Annotated in this window: 15 protein-coding genes; 7 read left to right on the top strand and 8 right to left on the bottom strand. The window is 71.4% G+C overall.

Features of this window, described 5'->3' with window-relative positions; translation table 11 throughout:
• Positions 1-47 precede the first annotated feature (47 nt).
• Both ACFQ7Q_RS06900 and ACFQ7Q_RS06905 read right to left on the bottom strand, forming a co-directional pair.
• Positions 48-1,844, bottom strand: coding sequence for an ABC transporter ATP-binding protein (locus ACFQ7Q_RS06900; protein WP_383550736.1), 1,797 nt, complete (start codon positions 1,842-1,844; stop codon positions 48-50).
• A gap of 101 nt (positions 1,845-1,945) precedes the next feature.
• Positions 1,946-3,634, bottom strand: a complete 1,689-nt coding sequence (locus ACFQ7Q_RS06905; RefSeq protein WP_383550738.1) for an ABC transporter ATP-binding protein — start codon at positions 3,632-3,634, stop codon at positions 1,946-1,948.
• A gap of 266 nt (positions 3,635-3,900) precedes the next feature.
• Between ACFQ7Q_RS06905 and ACFQ7Q_RS06910 the strand changes: the two genes are divergently transcribed.
• The 7 genes from ACFQ7Q_RS06910 to ACFQ7Q_RS06940 all read left to right on the top strand — a co-directional run bounded on the left by ACFQ7Q_RS06910 (position 3,901) and on the right by ACFQ7Q_RS06940 (position 10,947).
• Complete coding sequence (locus tag ACFQ7Q_RS06910) at positions 3,901-4,968, top strand: FecCD family ABC transporter permease (protein ID WP_383550740.1); 1,068 nt, start codon at positions 3,901-3,903, stop codon at positions 4,966-4,968.
• Positions 4,965-6,071: a FecCD family ABC transporter permease gene (locus ACFQ7Q_RS06915; protein ID WP_383550742.1), complete on the top strand. Its 1,107-nt coding sequence runs from the start codon at positions 4,965-4,967 to the stop codon at positions 6,069-6,071. Before ACFQ7Q_RS06910 ends, ACFQ7Q_RS06915 begins: the two co-directional genes overlap by 4 nt.
• Entirely contained in the window at positions 6,068-6,964 is an 897-nt protein-coding gene (locus tag ACFQ7Q_RS06920; RefSeq protein WP_383550744.1) for an ABC transporter ATP-binding protein, read from the top strand. Before ACFQ7Q_RS06915 ends, ACFQ7Q_RS06920 begins: the two co-directional genes overlap by 4 nt.
• Positions 6,965-6,982: 18 nt before the next feature.
• Entirely contained in the window at positions 6,983-8,563 is a 1,581-nt protein-coding gene (locus tag ACFQ7Q_RS06925) for an amidohydrolase (protein WP_383550746.1), read from the top strand.
• 128 nt (positions 8,564-8,691) lie between these two features.
• Entirely contained in the window at positions 8,692-9,117 is a 426-nt protein-coding gene (locus tag ACFQ7Q_RS06930) for a hypothetical protein (protein ID WP_383550748.1), read from the top strand.
• Positions 9,117-10,475: a hypothetical protein gene (locus ACFQ7Q_RS06935; RefSeq protein ID WP_383550750.1), complete on the top strand. Its 1,359-nt coding sequence runs from the start codon at positions 9,117-9,119 to the stop codon at positions 10,473-10,475. The genes ACFQ7Q_RS06930 and ACFQ7Q_RS06935 overlap by 1 nt, the downstream gene beginning before the upstream one ends.
• A 4-nt stretch (positions 10,476-10,479) precedes the next feature.
• The gene (locus ACFQ7Q_RS06940) at positions 10,480-10,947 is read left to right on the top strand and encodes a hypothetical protein (protein ID WP_383550751.1); all 468 of its coding nucleotides are present in this window, start codon (positions 10,480-10,482) and stop codon (positions 10,945-10,947) included.
• 102 nt (positions 10,948-11,049) lie between these two features.
• Here ACFQ7Q_RS06940 and ACFQ7Q_RS06945 read toward each other — a convergent pair whose 3' ends face one another.
• From ACFQ7Q_RS06945 to ACFQ7Q_RS06970, 6 genes are read right to left on the bottom strand one after another with little or no spacing between them, the layout of a single operon-like run.
• The gene (locus ACFQ7Q_RS06945; RefSeq protein ID WP_383550753.1) at positions 11,050-11,550 is read right to left on the bottom strand and encodes a hypothetical protein; all 501 of its coding nucleotides are present in this window, start codon (positions 11,548-11,550) and stop codon (positions 11,050-11,052) included.
• Positions 11,551-11,604: 54 nt separating this feature from the next.
• Positions 11,605-13,005: an aminobutyraldehyde dehydrogenase gene (locus ACFQ7Q_RS06950; protein ID WP_383550755.1), complete on the bottom strand. Its 1,401-nt coding sequence runs from the start codon at positions 13,003-13,005 to the stop codon at positions 11,605-11,607.
• Positions 12,998-14,314 carry a flavin monoamine oxidase family protein gene (locus tag ACFQ7Q_RS06955; RefSeq protein WP_383550757.1) on the bottom strand — a complete coding sequence of 439 codons (1,317 nt, stop codon included), beginning with the start codon at positions 14,312-14,314 and terminating at the stop codon, positions 12,998-13,000. Before ACFQ7Q_RS06955 ends, ACFQ7Q_RS06950 begins: the two co-directional genes overlap by 8 nt.
• A gap of 34 nt (positions 14,315-14,348) precedes the next feature.
• Positions 14,349-15,449, bottom strand: coding sequence for an ABC transporter ATP-binding protein (locus ACFQ7Q_RS06960; RefSeq protein WP_383550921.1), 1,101 nt, complete (start codon positions 15,447-15,449; stop codon positions 14,349-14,351).
• Positions 15,450-15,454: 5 nt separating this feature from the next.
• Entirely contained in the window at positions 15,455-16,537 is a 1,083-nt protein-coding gene (locus ACFQ7Q_RS06965; RefSeq protein ID WP_383550759.1) for an ABC transporter permease, read from the bottom strand.
• Entirely contained in the window at positions 16,534-17,406 is an 873-nt protein-coding gene (locus tag ACFQ7Q_RS06970) for an ABC transporter permease (protein WP_383550761.1), read from the bottom strand. Before ACFQ7Q_RS06970 ends, ACFQ7Q_RS06965 begins: the two co-directional genes overlap by 4 nt.

Consider the following 17,406-nt stretch of genomic DNA (forward strand, 5'->3'; position numbering starts at 1 on the left):
CCCCGCGGGTGGCTTCGTTCCGTGACGGCGTTCCGCGCGCCCCGCCGTCACCCCGTAGCGGCGCCCTGCTCCGCCGACTCCTGCCGGCTGTTCGACCAGGCGGCCCAGAGTGACGCGTAGCGGCCGCCGGCCGCCACCAGCTCCTCGTGGGTGCCGGTCTCCACCACCCGGCCGTCGTCCAGGACGACCACGCGGTCCGCGGTGGCCGCCTGGGGGAGCCGGTGGGCCACCACCAGGCCCGTACGGCCCTCCAGCGCCTTCAGCGCGGCGGTCTCCAGGACCCGGGCGCCCGCGCTGCCCGCGTCGGCGGTGGCCTCGTCGAGGATGGCGATCGGCGGGTCGGCGAGCACGAGGCGCGCCAGGGCCAGATGCTGGGCCTGGCTCACCGTCAACTGGTGCCCGCCCTCGCCCACGACGGTCGCGAGGCCGTCGGGAAGCGCCCCGGCCCACTCCAGGGCGCCGACCCGGTCCAGCGCCGACCGCAGATCGTCGTCGGTGGCGTCCGGCCTGGCCAGTCGCAGATCCTCGGCGAGCGGGCCGGCGAACACATGGACCTCCTGGCTGATCAGCGTCACCGCACGCCGTACGCCCTCGGGACCCAGCTCCCGCGTCTCCACCCCGCCCAGCGAGATCGACCCGCCGTCCGGCTCGTGGACACCCGCGACGAGCTTGGCCAGGGTGGTCTTGCCCGCCCCGCTCGCGCCCACGAGCGCGACGCGTTCGCCGCTGCGCACATCGAGGTCGACGTCGCGGAGCACGAGGTGTCCGGGGACGTAGGAGTGGTTGAGGGCGCTGACCTTGACCGAGCCGTCCACCGGTGTGCCGGGCCGCTGCGGCGCGTGCTCCGCCGGGAGGTTCGAGACCCCGACGAGACGGGCGAAGCTGGCGCCCGCGGACTGCGCGTCGTCGAGGAGGAACAGCGCGGCGTTGACCGGGTTGAAGAGGCTGTGGAAGTACAGCGCGGCGGCCGTCGCCGTACCGATGCTCACCGAGCGGTTGTCCACGAGTACGAATCCGGTGGCCAGGACCGCCGCCAGTCCGATGAACTCCGCCAGGTTCAGCCGCGAGAAGAACCCGGTGACGATGTGGATGCCGCGCAGCGCGAGGTCGCGCGCGGCGCTCGACCGCTCCTCGAGGAGGCCCGTGTGGCTGTCGCTCAGCCGGAAGGCGCGGACGGTCCGCACCCCGCCGACACTGTCGAGCAGCTGGTGCTGCAACGCCCCGGTGGCGACGCGGTGTTCGGCGTACACGAGGGCGGCGCGGCGCAGATACCAGCGTACGGAGAGCACCTGCACCGGCATGGCGAGCAGCGCGGCCGGCAGGAACCTCCAGTCGAGCACGGCGAGGCCGACGAGGGTGAGGACGATGGTGAGGGCGGAGCGGGAGAACTCCGGCAGCGCCTGGCGCACCGACTTCGCGATCACGGAGACGTCGCTGGTGACCCGGGAGACCAGGTCGCCCGAGCCGGCGGCCTCGACGCGTTCGAGCGGGAGCCGCAGCGCCCGTTCGATGAACCGCTCCCGCAGCGTCGCGAGCACGGTCTCGCCGAGGCGGGCCACGAGCGCGCTGCCGAGTGCGCCGGCCGCGCCGCGCGTCAGTGCGACCACGATCAGCAGGACCAGCGGGACCGTCAGCGCCTGCGACCCGCGCTTCTCCACGACCAGGTCGACGATGTGCCCGAGCAGGGGGGCCGTCAGCAGGCCGATGCCGGTTCCCGCGACGAGGACGGCGAACGCGACCACCGCGAGGACACCGTGGCCGCGCAGCATCGTGCGCAGCGCGGCGAGGCTCTCGGCACCGGTCGCGGTGGGCAGGAGTGCTCGCTCGGTGCCGGTTGCGGTCATGGCCTCTTCCGCCTCTGTCTCTCTCGCGGGTGATTCGTCCTGTCGTCGCGCGGTGGTGCCGGGCCCGGTCTTCGTGTCGCGGGCCGTGGCGTGTCCGGACGTCATGCCAGGACCACCGCCCGGTACGTCGCGTCCGCGGCGGCCAGTTCGGCGTGCCGGCCCTCGGCCGTCACGGCACCGTCGTCGAGGACCACCACGCGGTCGGCGACGGCGAGGAGCGCCGGGCTGGTGGTGACCAGGACCGTGGTGCGGCCCTTGCGGACGTCGCGCAGACGGGAGGCGATGCGGGACTCGGTCACGGTGTCCACCGCGGTGGTCGGGTCGTGCAGGACCAGGACGCGCCGGTCGGCGGCGAGTGCCCGGGCGAGCGCCACGCGCTGCCGCTGTCCGCCGGAGAGGGAGCGGCCGCGTTCGGCGAGCACCGTGTCCTCGCCCTCGGGCAACAGCCGTGCGACCTCGTCGGCGGCAGAGGCCCGCAGGGCCTCTTCGACCGCGGTCGTCCCGGATCCTGCGCGTACGTTGTCCAGGAGGCTGTTCTCGAACAGGTCGGCGTCGTGGTGGGCGACCAGGATGTGACGGCGCAGGGCGTCGGGGTCGAGGTCGGTCAGCGGGATCCCGTCGAGCGCGACGACTCCGCCGGCGGGGTCCGTCTCCCGGGACAGGCAGCGCAGCAGGTCGACGGCGGCGGCCGGGTCCCGGGTGACGATGCCGGTCACGCTGCCGGGCTGGATGTCCAGGTCCAGCGAGCGCAGGGTGCCCAATGAGACGCCCCGCAGGGTGAGCAACCCCGCCGCTTCGGCCGGGGTGTCCTGTCCGCCCTCCACGGCGGCGGGCGAGGCCAGGACCTCGGCGATACGGCGGGCGGACGCGCGGCCCTGGGCGAACTCGGCGTTGACGTAGGTCAGGAGCTGGAAGGGACCCAGCAGGAACTGGGCGAGCCCGACCGCGGCCACCAGCTCGCCGACGCTGATGGAGCCCCGCATCGCGAGGTACGCGCCCACCAGTCCGATGAGTGCGATGAAGACCCCGGTGAGGGCGAGTACGGCGCCTTCGTGGCCGGCTCGGCTCCGGGCCGCCCGCAGAGCGGCGGCGAGCGAGTCCTGGCTGGTCCGGCGGTAGCGGTCCACGGCGGCGGACTCGGCGCCCATGCCCTTGAGCACGCGCAGGCCGGTGACCAGGTCGGCGGCGATTCCGGAGGCGTGTGCCGCGCGCTCCTGCTCGGCCTCGCTGCGGCGTTCCAGCGGCATGCTGATGCGGTGTCCGAGCCAGAGCAGCGGCGGGATGCCGAGCAGGACGAGCAGGCCGAGGGGTACGGAGATCCGGATGAGCGCGATCGCGCTGACCGCGAGGGCGGCGAGTGCCGAGAGTCCGTAGGTCAGCACGGTCGCCACCGACCCCACGCGGCGGGCGTCGTTGGTGGCGATGCTGGTGAGCGCGCCCGGCAGGCGGTTGGCGTCGGCGCCGCCCCGCGGGTCGAGCACCCGTGTGGTGAGTCGGAGCCGCAGTCGGTGCGCGGCGTGCTCGCCGGCGCCCTCGGTGATCCGGGCGCTGGTGCGGTAGCACGTGGACAGGACGAGGAAGAGCCCCGCGAGGACCAGGAGCCAGCGCAGCAGGGTGCCGGAGGAACCGGTCGCCACCGCCGTGTCGATGATGACGCCGATGACGACGGGAACGAGCGCCTCGCACACCTGGTGGGTCATGCCCAGCAGGGAGGCCGCGACGACCCGGCGGCGTTCCCCTCTGATCGCCTCGCGGAGGACGTGTCCTCCCGTCGGCCCTTCGGCTGACATACGGCTCTCCTCCGTGAACATGGGGAATAGTTAGGTAAGGCTATACTAAGTAGATCCTTCGGGGGAGGGCCCCGGGCCCCATTGTCGGCCTCCGGTCCCACGGTCAAGGCGGCTGCGGAGGCGGGGAGTTGCTTCCGTGCCGTCGCCGGGTGGGCACGTTGACCGACCTGCCACATTCACTTAGCCTTACCTAAGTTCCGTCGATCTGTCGTCGGTACGGCCCATGTCGTGCGGTACACCCGAGTTGACACCAGGGGGAGTCGTCGTTGTCGGTGGAAGCCCGGGCGGTGTCCGGAGAGCAGGCGGCCCCTGCGGCCCTCCCCCGAGCGGGCAGAGGCGCGACCGCCCTCCGGGGCACGGGGCTCCTCGTACTGCTGGGCGCCCTCGTACTGGTCTCGTTGCTCAGCGTCTGGGTGGGCACCAGAGGCATCCCGTTCACCGCGACATGGAGCGTGCTCTGGAATCCGGACGGTTCGGAGACCTCCGTCATCATCCATGACTACCGCATCCCCAGAACCGTCCTCGGACTGCTCGTCGGCATGGCACTCGGCCTGTCGGGTGCCCTGATGCAGGCCCTGACACGCAATCCGCTCGCCGACCCCGGAATGCTCGGCATCAGCCTGGGCGCCTCCGCCGGCGTCGTCGTGGCCATCGCGTTCCTCGGCGTCGGATCCGTCCTGGGATACGTCTGGTTCGCCTTCCTGGGCACGGCCGTCGCGTCGGTCGCGGTGTACCTGCTGGGCTCCTCGGGGCGGAAACTGGCCACACCCGAACGCCTGGTCGTCGCGGGCGCGGCGGTGACCGCGGTGCTCTACGCCTTCAACTGGGCGGTCCTGCTGCTCAACCCGCGCGCCTTCGACCAGTTCCGCTTCTGGACGGTCGGATCCCTCTCCGGCCGGTACTTCGACGTCGTGTACGTCATCCTGCCGTTCGTCGCCGTGGGACTGCTGATCGCCCTCGTACTCGCCCCGGCCCTCAACGCCCTCGCGATGGGCGACCAGGTCGGCCGCGCCCTGGGACTGAACGTCGGCCGTACCCGTGCGCTCGGCGCCGTCGCGGTCATGCTGCTGTGCGGCGCCGCCACCGCCGCGGCGGGGCCGATCGGCTTCGTGGGGCTCGCGGTCCCGCACGTCGCACGCTTCGTCGTCGGCCCGGACCAGCGCTGGGTGCTCACGTACTCGATGCTGCTCGCGCCGGTCATGCTGATCGGCGCGGACGTCCTCGGCCGCGTGCTCGGAGCGCCCGGCGAGCTCCAGGTCGGCATCATCACCGCGTTCCTCGGCGCGCCGCTGTTCATCGCGCTGTGCCGCCGCCGGAAGCTGGTGATGCTGTGAGCCCCGCACGTCCCGTAAGGGAGACCGAAGCCCCCGCCAAGGGCGGCAGGCGCGATGCGCGCGTCGTCAGCGGGCTGGTCCTGCGCACCCCGAAGGGTGGCCTGTCCGTCCGCGTCCAGGGCCGGACGCTGGGCCTCACGGCCGGCGTGCTCGCCCTGCTCATGGTCGTCATGGCCGTCACACTGACCAGCGGCGACTACGAACTGAGCGTCGGTGAAGTCCTCCAGGCCGTGGTGGGCAACGGCTCGGGCGGCGCGGACTTCATCGTCAACACCCTGCGGATGCCGCGCCTGCTGACCGCGGTGTGCGTCGGCGCGGCCCTCGCCGTCAGCGGGGCGATCCTGCAGAGCCTCACCGGCAACGCCCTGGGCAGCCCGGACATCATCGGCTTCACCAACGGCTCGGCCGTCGGCGCGCTCGTGGTCATCATCGTGCTGCACGGCAGCATGACCCAGATCGCCGTCGGCGCACTGATCGGCGGACTCGCCACCGCCGTCGTCATGTACCTCCTCATGCTGGGCAGGGGACTGCAGGGCTTCCGGCTGGTGGTCGTGGGCATCGGCGTCAGCGCTCTGCTGCTCGCCGTCAACTCGTATCTGATCACCCGTGCGACCTGGCAGGAGGCCCTGGAGGCCCAGGCCTGGCTGATCGGCAGTCTGAGCAACCGCGGCTGGCCGCACGCCAACGCCATCCTCGTCGCCGTCGCCGTACTGCTCCCGCTCGCCCTCGCCCTCTCACGCCGCCTCTCCATGGTGGAGATGGGCGACACCACGGCCATGGCCCTCGGTGTCGGCGTGGCCCGCACCCGCACGGCGTTGCTGGTCATCAGCGTCGCTCTCGCCGCATTCGCCACCGCCGTGACCGGTCCCATCTGGTTCATCGCCCTGGCCGCGCCCCAACTCGCCCGAAAGCTGACCCGCGCGTCCGGTCCCGCGCTGCTGCCCGCCGCGCTCATGGGCGCCCTGCTGCTGACCGCGAGCGATCTCCTCGCGCAGCGCCTCTTCGCTCCCGCACTCCTCCCGGTCGGTACGGCGACCGGCATCATCGGCGGGCTGTACCTCATCTGGCTGTTGGTCACCGAGTCCCGAAAGAGCCGCGTATGACGCGCACGACGCACCCCGACGGCACGACCGGCACGCCCGCGGCGGGGCCTCGGACCCCGCGCCTGCGGGCCGAGGACCTGACGCTCTCCTACGACCAGCGCGTCGTGGCCACCGGGCTCGGCGTCGACATCCCGGACCGCTCCTTCACCGTGATCATCGGTCCGAACGCCTGCGGCAAGTCGACCCTGCTCACGGCGCTCGCGCGGATGCTCAAGCCCCGAGCCGGCCAGGTCTACCTCGACGGCGCCGCCATCGCGTCGTACCGCTCCCGCGAAGTCGCCCGCCGACTCGGACTGCTCCCGCAGTCCTCGACCGCGCCCGGCGGGATCACGGTCGGCGACCTCGTCGCCCGCGGCCGCTATCCCCACCAGCGGATGCTGAAGCAGTGGTCCGCCGAGGACGAGGCGGCGGTGGTCGAGGCGATGCGGCAGACCGGCGTCCTCGACCTCGCCGACCGGCCCGTCGACGACCTCTCCGGCGGCCAGCGCCAGCGGGTCTGGCTGTCGATGGTGCTCGCCCAGCAGACATCCATCCTGCTCCTGGACGAACCGACGACCTTCCTGGACATCGCACATCAGGTCGAAGTCCTCGACCTGTGCGCGGAGTTGCACGCACGCAAGGGCCACACCGTCGTCGCGGTGCTGCACGACCTGAACCAGGCCTGTCGCTACGCCACCCATCTCATCGTCATGAAGCCCGGCGGCACCGTCGCCGCCGAGGGGCACCCGGCGAGCGTCATGACCGCCGAGCTCGTCCAGGACGTCTTCGGGCTCCCGTGCCGGATCATCGAGGATCCGGAGACGGGGACGCCGCTGATGGTGCCGGCCGCGCCGAGGCGGTACGAGCCGGCCGTGCCGGTCGCCGACGCGATGACGGTTGCCGAATCCTCCTAACCCAGGGACGGACCACCCATGCTCTGTACGAGGCTGACCAACGCGCACATCATCACCATGGACCCCGACCGCCCCGTCGCCCACGACCTCGGCATCTGGCGGGGCCGGATCGTGGGCCTGGACGAGGCCGTCACCTCGCTCCCGGCGCGCGAGGTGATCGACCTCCAGGGCGCCACCGTGCTGCCGGGGTTCATCGACAGTCATGTGCACCTGGCCTGGGCGGGGTTGAAGGCCGGCACCCCGAGCGTCGCACCCTGCGAACGCGTCGAGGACGTGCTGGCGGTCGTCGACGCGGCCGCCTCCCGGAGGGCGTCTCCCGGCGCGTGGGTGGACATCGCCGGCTACGACCAGCGGTCCCTGGGGCGCCACCTGACCGCGCGGGAGCTGGACCGGGTCAGCCACGGCCGCAAGGTGTTCATGATGCACGACTCCGGACACGCCTGCGTAGTCAACAGCGCCGTCCTGGAGATGCTCCCCGCCGACATCCCGCAGCAGGACGGCTTCCTCGCGGAGAGCGCCATGACCGCGGCGCGGCGGCTGCGCCTCCCGTACGCGCAGTCCGAACTCGCCGACGCGATCGAGCACGCCGCCCGAGTCTGTCTCTCCGAAGGCATCACCGCCTGCGCAGAGGCCGGGATCGGAGGGGGCCTGCTCGGCCACAGCCCCGTCGAACTCGGTGCCTACCAGCTGCTGCGCGACCAGGGCCGACTGCCCTTGAGGATCCAACTCATGGCGGCCGGAGACACCTTGAGGCCGCTCGGCGCCCACACGGACGACGGCATCCCACGCGCCCTGGACCTCGGTGTGCGCACCGGCTTCGGTGACGACTGGCTCTCCCTCGGCGCCCTGAAGATCTACACCGACGGCGGCATGATGGCGCGTACCGCCGCCCTCACCACCCCCTACGAAGGCACCTCCCAGACAGGGCAGTTGCAGGACGCCCCCGACCGGCTGGCCGACCTCGTCGTCGACGGACACCTCGCCGGCTGGCAGCTGGCCGTCCACGCCATCGGCGACCGCGCGGCCGACCTCGCCCTGGACGCCCTGGAGCGGGCCCAGCGCCTCCGACCCCGCCCGGAAGCGCGCCACCGCATCGAACACGCGGGCCTGATCCGCCCCGACCAGCTCCCCCGCATGGCGCGCCTCGGAATCAGCGCCGTGATCCAGCCCAACTTCCTGCGCTACTTCGGCGACGACTACGCGACGATCATGGGGGAGGAGCGGGCGAACTGGATGTACCGCGGTCGCGCCTTCCTCGATCACGGCGTCACCCTCGTCGCCAGTTCCGACCGCCCCGTGACGGACGGCGCGCCACTGCGCGCGATCCAGTTCATGGTGGAACGAGCCTCCACCTCCGGCCGGATCATCGGCCCCGACGAGACCGTCACCGTCGACGAGGCCCTCCGCGCCTACACCGTCGCCGGCGCCTACGCCTCCCACTGGAACGACACCGCCGGCACCCTCACCGCGGGGAAGCGCGCCGACTTCGTGGTCCTGGGGGACGACCCCCACCGGGTGGATCCGTCGAGGATCGGCGACATCCAGGTCGTGTCGACCTTCGTGGACGGCCGGAACGCGACGGACGGCTGGAAGCCCTGACCGAGCCCTCCCGGGTGTGGCCGACGCGCGAAATACCGTGCGACACAACAACGTTCACGCAACTCGTACAGGTGTGCGTGTAGCGTTGCAGCACTCCGCAACTGCTGATGCATGTGCAAAGGGGGGACATGTCATTCGATGAGGAGTGGGCGCAGCTCAGGACCGAAGCCGCCCACAAGCAGGACGCGTCCATGCACCTCGCCTCCACAGGGGGCGGTGCCACGCCGCGGCCCAGCCTGATGGATATGGATCTGGGCCTGACGGACGGCCCGATACGGACCAAGGCATCCGGCATTCGCACCGCGAACTCCGACGCCAAGGACAAATCCAAGCTCGACGACGCGGAAGCGGTGGGGAAGCTCCACTCGGGATGGGTCGCCGGCCCCGCGAGCAACGACTGCGTGACCGCCTGGCAGAAGCGGCTGCACGACCTCAGCGACCTCGTCGAGGACGCCGCCGCCGCCCTGACCACCGCGATGGACAAGCAGATCAGTGACGACGGCTCCATCGCCCAGCGACTCAGGGCGCAGGCCGACTGGCTGGAGGACGCCTGATGGTCTCCGTCAACGAACTCAGCGGTGCCAAGCCCGACAAGTGGCGGGCCGCCGCGGACGACGCGGTGGCAGCCGCGAAGCAGTGCGAAGGAATCGGCTCCTACGCGAGGGACGAGGTCGCGTCCACACTCCGTCAGTGCTGGGTCGGCGACACCGGAACCGCCGCCCGTACCCGCTTCGTCAAGCACGCCGACGACTACGAGGCGGCGGCCCTGGCCCTCAGAGCCATGGCACGGGCCTACGACGACCTGGCCGACGACATCACCGACGCGCAACGCGACCTCACCAGCGCGCTCGACTACGCCCGCACCCACGAGCTGAAGGTCGACGACAGCGGACGGGTCCAGCTGGCCAAGGCCGTCGCCGTTCCCGCGGGCAGTACCGAACATCTGGAACCGGTGCGCCACGCCCAGGGCATCATCGACGACGCCCTGTCGAAGGCGACCCGCGCCGACACCGAGGCGGCGCGCGCCCTGCGGACCGTCGAGGGCCTCACCGCCATCACCGATCCGAAGCTCGTCAAAGAGGCACTCGACAGCGGTAGTCCCTTGAGTATCGCCCTGCGCCTGTCGGGTGGCCTCGACGGGCTGCATCCGATCAACGTGTCACCGGCCCAGCTGGCGGCGGTGGAACGCGCCGCCCGCGAGACGGGCATGAGCAAGCGGCTCCTCCTCGCCATCCTCTGGCAGGAACAGCAGTGGTACCAGAACCACAACCCCAGTCTGCGCGGACCGCTCAGCTCCTTCGGCCGATTCTTCGACTGGACTCTTCAGCAGACCATCAAGCCGGACAAGTCGCTCGGCATCACCCACATGAAGCTGGAGACCGCGCGGTCGGTCATCGAGAACAACAGGGAACGCTTCACGCTCGCCGACGGCACCTACCTGGGCGACCTCAACGACTCCCAACTCACCAAGTACATAGAGGAGAACCCGAACGAGGACGTCCGGCTGAGCGCGTACCACCTCAAGCAGCTGCAGGAGCAGCCCTACGGCGCCGAGACCGACAAGCAGCTGTTCACCCTCTACGCCGCCGACACCCCGGACGTCCGGGAGAAGAACGAACAGCACGGCGACGAATCCGGAGCCCGAGGCGGGGACATCAAGATCCGCGGAGAGAACTGGGACAAGATCCAGCCCCACCTCGACGACGCGATGGCCTGGGAGGCGCTCAGCGACGAAGAGCGGTCCAAGGCGATCAAGCAGCTGGAATCGGACACCCCCGCGGGACATCATGTCTCCATCGAACCGATCTACGCGGCGGGCGGCCCCACCACGGGCACCGGCAGCGGTGAACCCGAACCGGGAACGCCGTCACCCAGCCCGAACGCGCCGCCGACACCGCCCGGGAACGACTGAGCACATGAAGAAGATCACCCTCGCCCTCGCGGCCGTCACGCTCTCGGTCGGGCTGACCGCATGCGGCACGACCGAGACCGGCGGCCCTCGCCCGAAGACCCCGATGCCCAGCGTCGTCCCGAACGGGCCGGAGTACGCCGACGCGGACGCCGTGATGAAGGCCATGGGCGCAGGCGGCGTCGAGTGCAAGCTGCTGCGCCGCGCCCAGGCCAACTTCGGCTCGGGACTCGACTGCATGGCCGAGGTCGACGGAGCGGAGGTGGAGAACGAGATCCATGTACTCGATCCCGCCAGGTTCACCCGGGACGACATCGGCGACTCCATCGCCGGCCGACGCCAACCCCCGTACAGCCACACCATCGTGGCCGCGGGCAACTGGTACGTCTGGGTCAGGAATCCGGACTACGCGCCCCAGGTCGCCAAGGCGTTGCAGGGCGTGGTCCTGAAGCCCCTGGGGAAGGGCAAGAGCTGAAGGAATTCCTGGCCGGTGGGCTGCCGCACACGCTCGGCGTGTCGGCGCCCACCGGCGGGTCCTGGAATGCTCCGTCACAGTGACCGGCATGTCACTTCGGACTCAGCGCCCGTACGTGTCGCGGCAGAGGCCGACGATGTCCGGTGAGACGACACCGTGGGCCTGGCGGCACAGCGATCGCATTCCCGGATTCTGCTGAGGGGTGCGCTTCGGCGTCGACTTGCGCTTCTTCTTCGGTGCGGGAGCGGGTTTCGCGTGCCTGCGCTGCGGCGTCGTCTGCCTGCGCTGCGACGGGTCGGCGTGGACCGGGCGCCGGGGCGGCACGCTTCGGTTCTGCTTCCTTTCCGGTTCGGTGGATTCGAGCGCTTCGCGCGGTGCGGCCTGCCGGGGGACCGGCCAGTCCGCCACCGGAGCCGGAGGGCGTACGGCGGCGGGCGCGAGGTCGGCAGGGCGGGCGGACGGCGCCGGGGTCGGGGCCTGGGGGAGCGAGACGCATCCTGTGGTGATCAGGAGCGCGGCCAGGAGGAGCGGCACGGCGGTGCGGCGAGGGTGCATGTGCCCACGCTGCCGGATCTTGGACCGTTCGCGTACGACGCGGGGCATCGGTCCACCGTGACGAGTGAACGAAGACCCGGCTGCGGACACCGCATGCCCGGACTACAGCATGACGTGTTTGACCTGGGTGTAGTCCAGGAGGCCGGACAGGGACAGGTCACTGCCGTAGCCGGAGTGCTTGACTCCGCCGTGGGGCATCTCGGAGACCGTCGTGCCGTGCGTGTTGACCCAGACGATCCCGGTGTGGAGCGCCCGCGTCGCGCGCATCGCGCGGTCGTGGTCCCTGGTCCAGACACTCGCCGCGAGGCCGAAGCGGACATCGTCGGCCAGACGGAGGGCCTCGGCCTCGTCGGTGAAGGGCTGGACGGTCACGACCGGGCCGAAGATCTCCTCCTGCACGATCTCGTCGTCCTGGCGCACCCCCGCGACGACCGTCGGCTCATGGAAGAAGCCGGGCCGTGGGACCGGTCCGCCGCCCGTGACGATGTCGGCATGCGCCGGCAGTCTCGCCAACAGGGATCGCACCGAGGCCAGTTGAGTGGCGCTGTTCAGCGGACCCAGGTCCGTGCCGACGCGGAGTGCGCTCGTCGCCGCCGTGAAGGCCGCGAGGAACGCGTCGTGGATCCGTTCCTGGACCAGGAACCGCGTGGGAGCCGTGCAGTCCTGGCCCGCGTTGTAGAAGGCGACCCCGGCGAGCGCCGACGCGGTGGACTCGATGTCGACGTCGTCGTGCACGATGACGGGGGCGTTGCCGCCGAGCTCCAGATGGACCCGCTTCAGACCGGCCGCCGCGGCGGCCGCGATCTCCTGGCCCGCTCGGACACTGCCGGTGACCGCGATCAGGGCGACGGAGCGGTGGGCGGTGAGGGCCCGGCCGGTGTCGCGGTCGCCGCAGACCACGTTGAGGACCCCCGGGGGCAGATGGGCCGCCGCGATGCGGGCCAGCAGCACGGACGAGGACGGGGTCGTGTCGGCGGGCTTCAGGATGCTGGTGTTGCCCGCGGCGAGGGCGGGGGCGATCTTCCACGCCGCCATCATCAGCGGGTAGTTCCAAGGGGTGATCTGGGCGCAGACACCGACCGGCTCACGGCGCAGCAGCGAAGTGCGGCCCTCGGTGTACTCGGCCGCGGCGGCGCCCGGAAGGTTCCGGGCGGCTCCGGCGAAGTAGCGGACCGTGTCGACGATCGCGGGCAGCTCCTCCGTACGGAACTGCTCCGGCGGCTTCCCGGTGTCCGCGGACTCCGCGGCCGTCAAGGCGTCCGCGTGTTCCTCGATCGCGTCGGCGACGGCGAGCAGGGCGCGCTGCCGGGTGGCCGGAGTGGTCGTGGACCACCGCGTGTACGCGGCCGCCGCCGCGGCGCAGGCGGCGTCCGTGTCCGCCTGGCCGGAGCGCGGCGCGTAGCCGTGCACGCGCCCGGTGGACGGGTCGACCAACTCCATCGTCTCGCCCGAGACGGACGGGAGGTCCTCACCACCGATGTGGTTCCGCAGAGCGTCAGCCACGGCGCAGCGCCTCCTCGGCGGCGGCGCGTCCGGTGCGGACCGCGCCCTCCATGTAGCCGGCCACCCACTGGTCGGATCCGCAGACGTAGAAGGGCGGTTCGTGCGTGCCGTGCCGGGGCCCGACGGCCATGACGTCGCCGGGAGTCCACTGGGTCACGTACCCCTGGGTCCACGGGTCGGTACCCCACAGCCGCAGGTACGTGGCGAGCGGCCGATGCGCCTCCTCGCCGTAGAGACGGGCGATGTCGGCGAGCAGCTCGTCCGTGCGCGACGGCCCGGGAATGCCGAGCAGCACGCCGTAGCGTTCCGGCGGGACCAGGGCCGAGAGGATCCCGTCGCTCTGCGGCCAGGTACTGCCGACGATGCCTTCGCACTCCGAGAGGCCACTGAGGCCGCGGTCGCGCCAGAAGGGGCGGTCGTAGGCGGCCGTGAACTTGGCGGCGAGGGCGTGGCGTTGGCGGTGGAGCGAGGCCAGGCGCTCGTCGGTCACACCGGTGACGGCGACCGAGCGGAGCGGACCGACGGGGAGCGCGCTGACGACCGCGCCCGCCGTGAGGGTCTCGCCTCCCGCGAGGCGGACCGTGCAGCCGCCGGGCCGGCGGACCGCCACAGCCTCGACGGGTGCGCCGGTCCGCACCCGGCCGTCGAGCTCCGCCGCCATGCGCAGGGCCACCGTCGCCGAACCCTCGGCCACGCGCAGTCCCTCCCACGCCTCGTAGTCGTAGTGTCCGGGGCCGGGAACGGCCGCGTGCTTGCGGAGCGCGGCCAGCGAGGAGGTTCGTTCGTACGAGCCGTCGGCGAGGGCGAGTTGGCCGATCTCCCAGAGGCGTACGACCGCCGGGGTCGCGCCCTGCCCGCGCAGCCAGTCGCCGACGGACAGCCGGTCGAGGGCTCGGGCGTCGGGGTGGCCCCACGGGTCGTCGGGGTCGACGCCGCCCGCGAGTGCGGAGAACGCGGCGGTGACCTTCTCGTGGCAGGCGTCGTCGCCGGGACCGAACCAGTGGGGTGGATCCCCGGCGGAGATCCCTTCCGCCGTGGCGCGCACGAGGTCGCCGGGCTCGGCGACGTAACTGGGGACGAGGGTGAGGCCCAGCTCCTCGGCGAGGGCCGTGTACGCGGTGTGGGCCCGGCCGACCACCTCCCCGCCGAGCTGGACGAGACGGCCGTCGGGGAGCGCGGCCTGTTCGACGCGTCCGCCGACGCGGTCACGGGCCTCGACGACGAGGACGTCGGCTCCGCCCGCGGCCAGGTCGCGCGCGGCGACGAGGCCGGCGAGCCCTGCGCCGAGCACGATGACGTCGTGGTTCATGGGTGTTCTCCGATCGGTGCCGAGGGCGGGCGGTTCAGTCGAGGACCAGGCAGTGTTCGGGCTTCCAGCCGATCTCGACCTGCTCACCGCCGCTCCAGCGGTCCTCCATACGGGAACGGAAGGTGTTCTGCTCCAGCACGTGCACGGTGATGCCGGGGGCCAGTTCGATCAGATACGTGGTGGTCGGGCCGGAGTAGACGGTCTCCCGTACGACGCCGGTGACCTGGGCCATGCCGGCTTCGAAGTCGGAGAGCCAGATCTTCTCGGGGCGGATGGAGAGGCTGACCCTGCTGCCGTCGACGACCCCGGAACGGGTGCCGACGGGCAGGGCCGGGCCCTGATCGAGCACGACCTCACCGGAGCGGTAGGTGCCGGGGACGAGGTTGGAGGTGCCGAGGAAGGAGGCGGTGAAGCTGCTGGTGGGCCGCTCGTACACGTCCTCCGGTGTGCCGCACTGCTCGATACGGCCCTCGTTCATGACCGCGAGACGGTCCGACATGGTCAGCGCCTCGTCCTGGTCGTGGGTGACGAAGAGGAAGGTGATGCCGACCTCGCGCTGGATCTGCTTGAGCTCGACCTGCATCCGGCGACGGAGCTTCAGGTCGAGGGCGGCCAGCGGCTCGTCGAGCAGCAGGACCTGAGGCCGGTTGACCAGCGCGCGGGCGAGCGCGACGCGCTGCCGCTGACCGCCGGAGAGCGTGGGCGGCTTGCGGTCGGCGAGACCGCCGAGCTGGACGAGGTCGAGCATGTCGGCGACCCGTCGGCGCATCTCGCCGCGCGGGACACCCTTGCGCTTGAGGCCGAAGGCCACGTTGTCCGCGAGCGAGAGGTGGTCGAAGAGGGCGTAGCTCTGGAAGACGGTGTTGACGTTGCGCTTGTTGGGCGGGAGGCCGGTCACGTCCTCCCCGCCGAGCAGGACGCTGCCTTCGGTGGGGTCGGCGAAACCGCCGATCATGCGGAGGAGTGTGGTCTTGCCGCAGCCGGAGGGCCCGAGCAGGGAGAAGAACTCACCCGGGGCGATGTCGAGACTGATGTCGCGGACGGCGTACGCGTGAGGAGAGGAGGCCCGGGAGGCGGGCGCGCCGGCGTACTGCTTGCTGACCCGGTCGAGCCGGACGGCGGGGTGCGGGTGCATGGAGGTCACTTCCCGGAGAGAAGGTCGAGGCCGCCGCGCCGGCCGAAGAGACGCGGGATGGCGAGCGCGAGGACGATGAGTCCGATGGAGCCGGCCAGCATGAGGGTGCCGACGGCGTTGATGGTGGGCTGGACGCCGAACCTGATCGCCGAGTAGATGCGGACCGACAGGGGCTGCGGGTCGACTCCGGTGGTGAAGTAGGCGAGGACGAAGTCGTCGAAGACCAGGGCGAAGATCAGGACCGCCGAGGCGAGGATGCTGGGGAGCAGCGCGGGCAGGGTCACGAGCCGGAGTGCCTGGCGGCGGGTGGCCCCCAGGTCCATCGCGGCCTCCTCGATCTCCGGGTTGAGGGCGGCGATGCGCGAGCGCAGGATCACCGTCACGTAGGAGATGGAGAACGTGATCTCGGCGAGCATCACGGTCGTGGTGGACAGGGTGATGCCCAGGCCCTTGAACAGGAGCATCGCGGCGACACCGGTGACGATCTCCGGAGTGATCAGCGGGACGAGCATGACCAGACCGGCGAAGGAGCCGAGCCGGCCGCGGCTCCGGACCAGGCCGAGCGCCAGGGCCACGCCGAGGATCAGCGAGCCGGCCATGGCGACGAGGGAGACGCGCAGGCTCATGCCGAGCGAGTCGAGGAGCACGTCGTCGCGGAGGAACGCCCCGTACCAGCGCAGACTGACGTCCTCGAAGACGGTGAGCGACTTCTGCGAGTTGAAGGAGAAGAGGACGACGACACCGACGGGGAGGTAGAGCAGGGCGAAGAAGACGGCGGTGACCGCGATCGCGAAGCGGGGCCGGCCTTCGGCTCCCCGGCGCGCTCTGGACCTGCGGCGAGCCGGGGGAGGGGCGCTTGAGGGCTTCTCCTGCAGGGATGTCGGTGGCCCGGCAGGCCGGTTGCTCCGGGTGTCGGACGGCGGTGCGGGCTCCGGGTCGGTCGGGGGCCCCGCCTGGGGCTCCGGCCGAGGGTCCGCCTGCGGATCGGGCTGCGGGTCGAGCGGCGGGTCCGTCTCTGGGTCCGGCTGCTGCGCGGTCTGAGCGTTCGCCGCGTCGGCGGACGGTGACGGAGGAACCTGTCGGGTCATCGGGCCGCCTCCGCCTCGTCCTTGCGGGTACGTCGCAGATAGCCGAGCATCCCGAGGAACAGGACCGCCATCAGCAGCATGGTCAGGGCCGAGCCGAGCGGCCAGTTCTGGCCCTGGAAGAACTTGTCCTGGATCAGGTTGCCGATCATGATCTGGTCGGGGCCTCCCATGAGTTGGGCGCTGACGAAGTCACCCATGGCGGGCAGGAAGACGAGGACGCAGCCGGCGGCCGCGCCCTGCCGGGTGGCGGGGACGGTGACGAAGAGGAAGGTCCGCAGAGGGCCTCCGTACAGATCGCGTCCGGCCTCGATGAGCGAGGTGTCCATGCGTTCCATGGCCGCGTACAGCGGGATGATCATGAAGACGACGAAGCCGTAGACGAGTCCGGCGACGACGCCGACGCCGGTCTGCAGGATGCGGGTGCCGTCGTCGGCGAGGCCGATCGCGCGGAGGGCCGTCAGCAGGGGGCCGTCGTCGGAGAGGACGACGGACCAGCCGTACATCCGTACCAGGTAGTTGGCGAAGAACGGCACGACGATCGCGGCGATCAGCAGGTTCTTGAAGCGTCCGCCGCTCATCGCGATGGCGTACGCGACCGGGTAGGCCACGGCCAGGCAGATGACGCAGGTGATCAGCGCGTAGCCGAGGGAGCGCAGCAGGACGGTGCGGTACGCCGGGTCGGCCAGCGCGACGATGTTGTCGAAGTGCAGCCCGAACTGCGGGTTCCCGAGCGGGTCCGTGGTGCCGAACGCGAGGGTGGCCACGAGGATCAGCGAGGCGACGAGGAAGCCGGTCATCCACAGGGTGCCGGGGAGCATCAGCCAGGTCCACAGCCGGTCCGGCCCTCGCCGTCGATTGCGTACTTGCAT

Origin of the sequence: Streptomyces sp. NPDC056527 (assembly GCF_042794475.1) — a bacterium.
Taxonomy (GTDB): Bacteria; Actinomycetota; Actinomycetes; order Streptomycetales; family Streptomycetaceae; genus Streptomyces.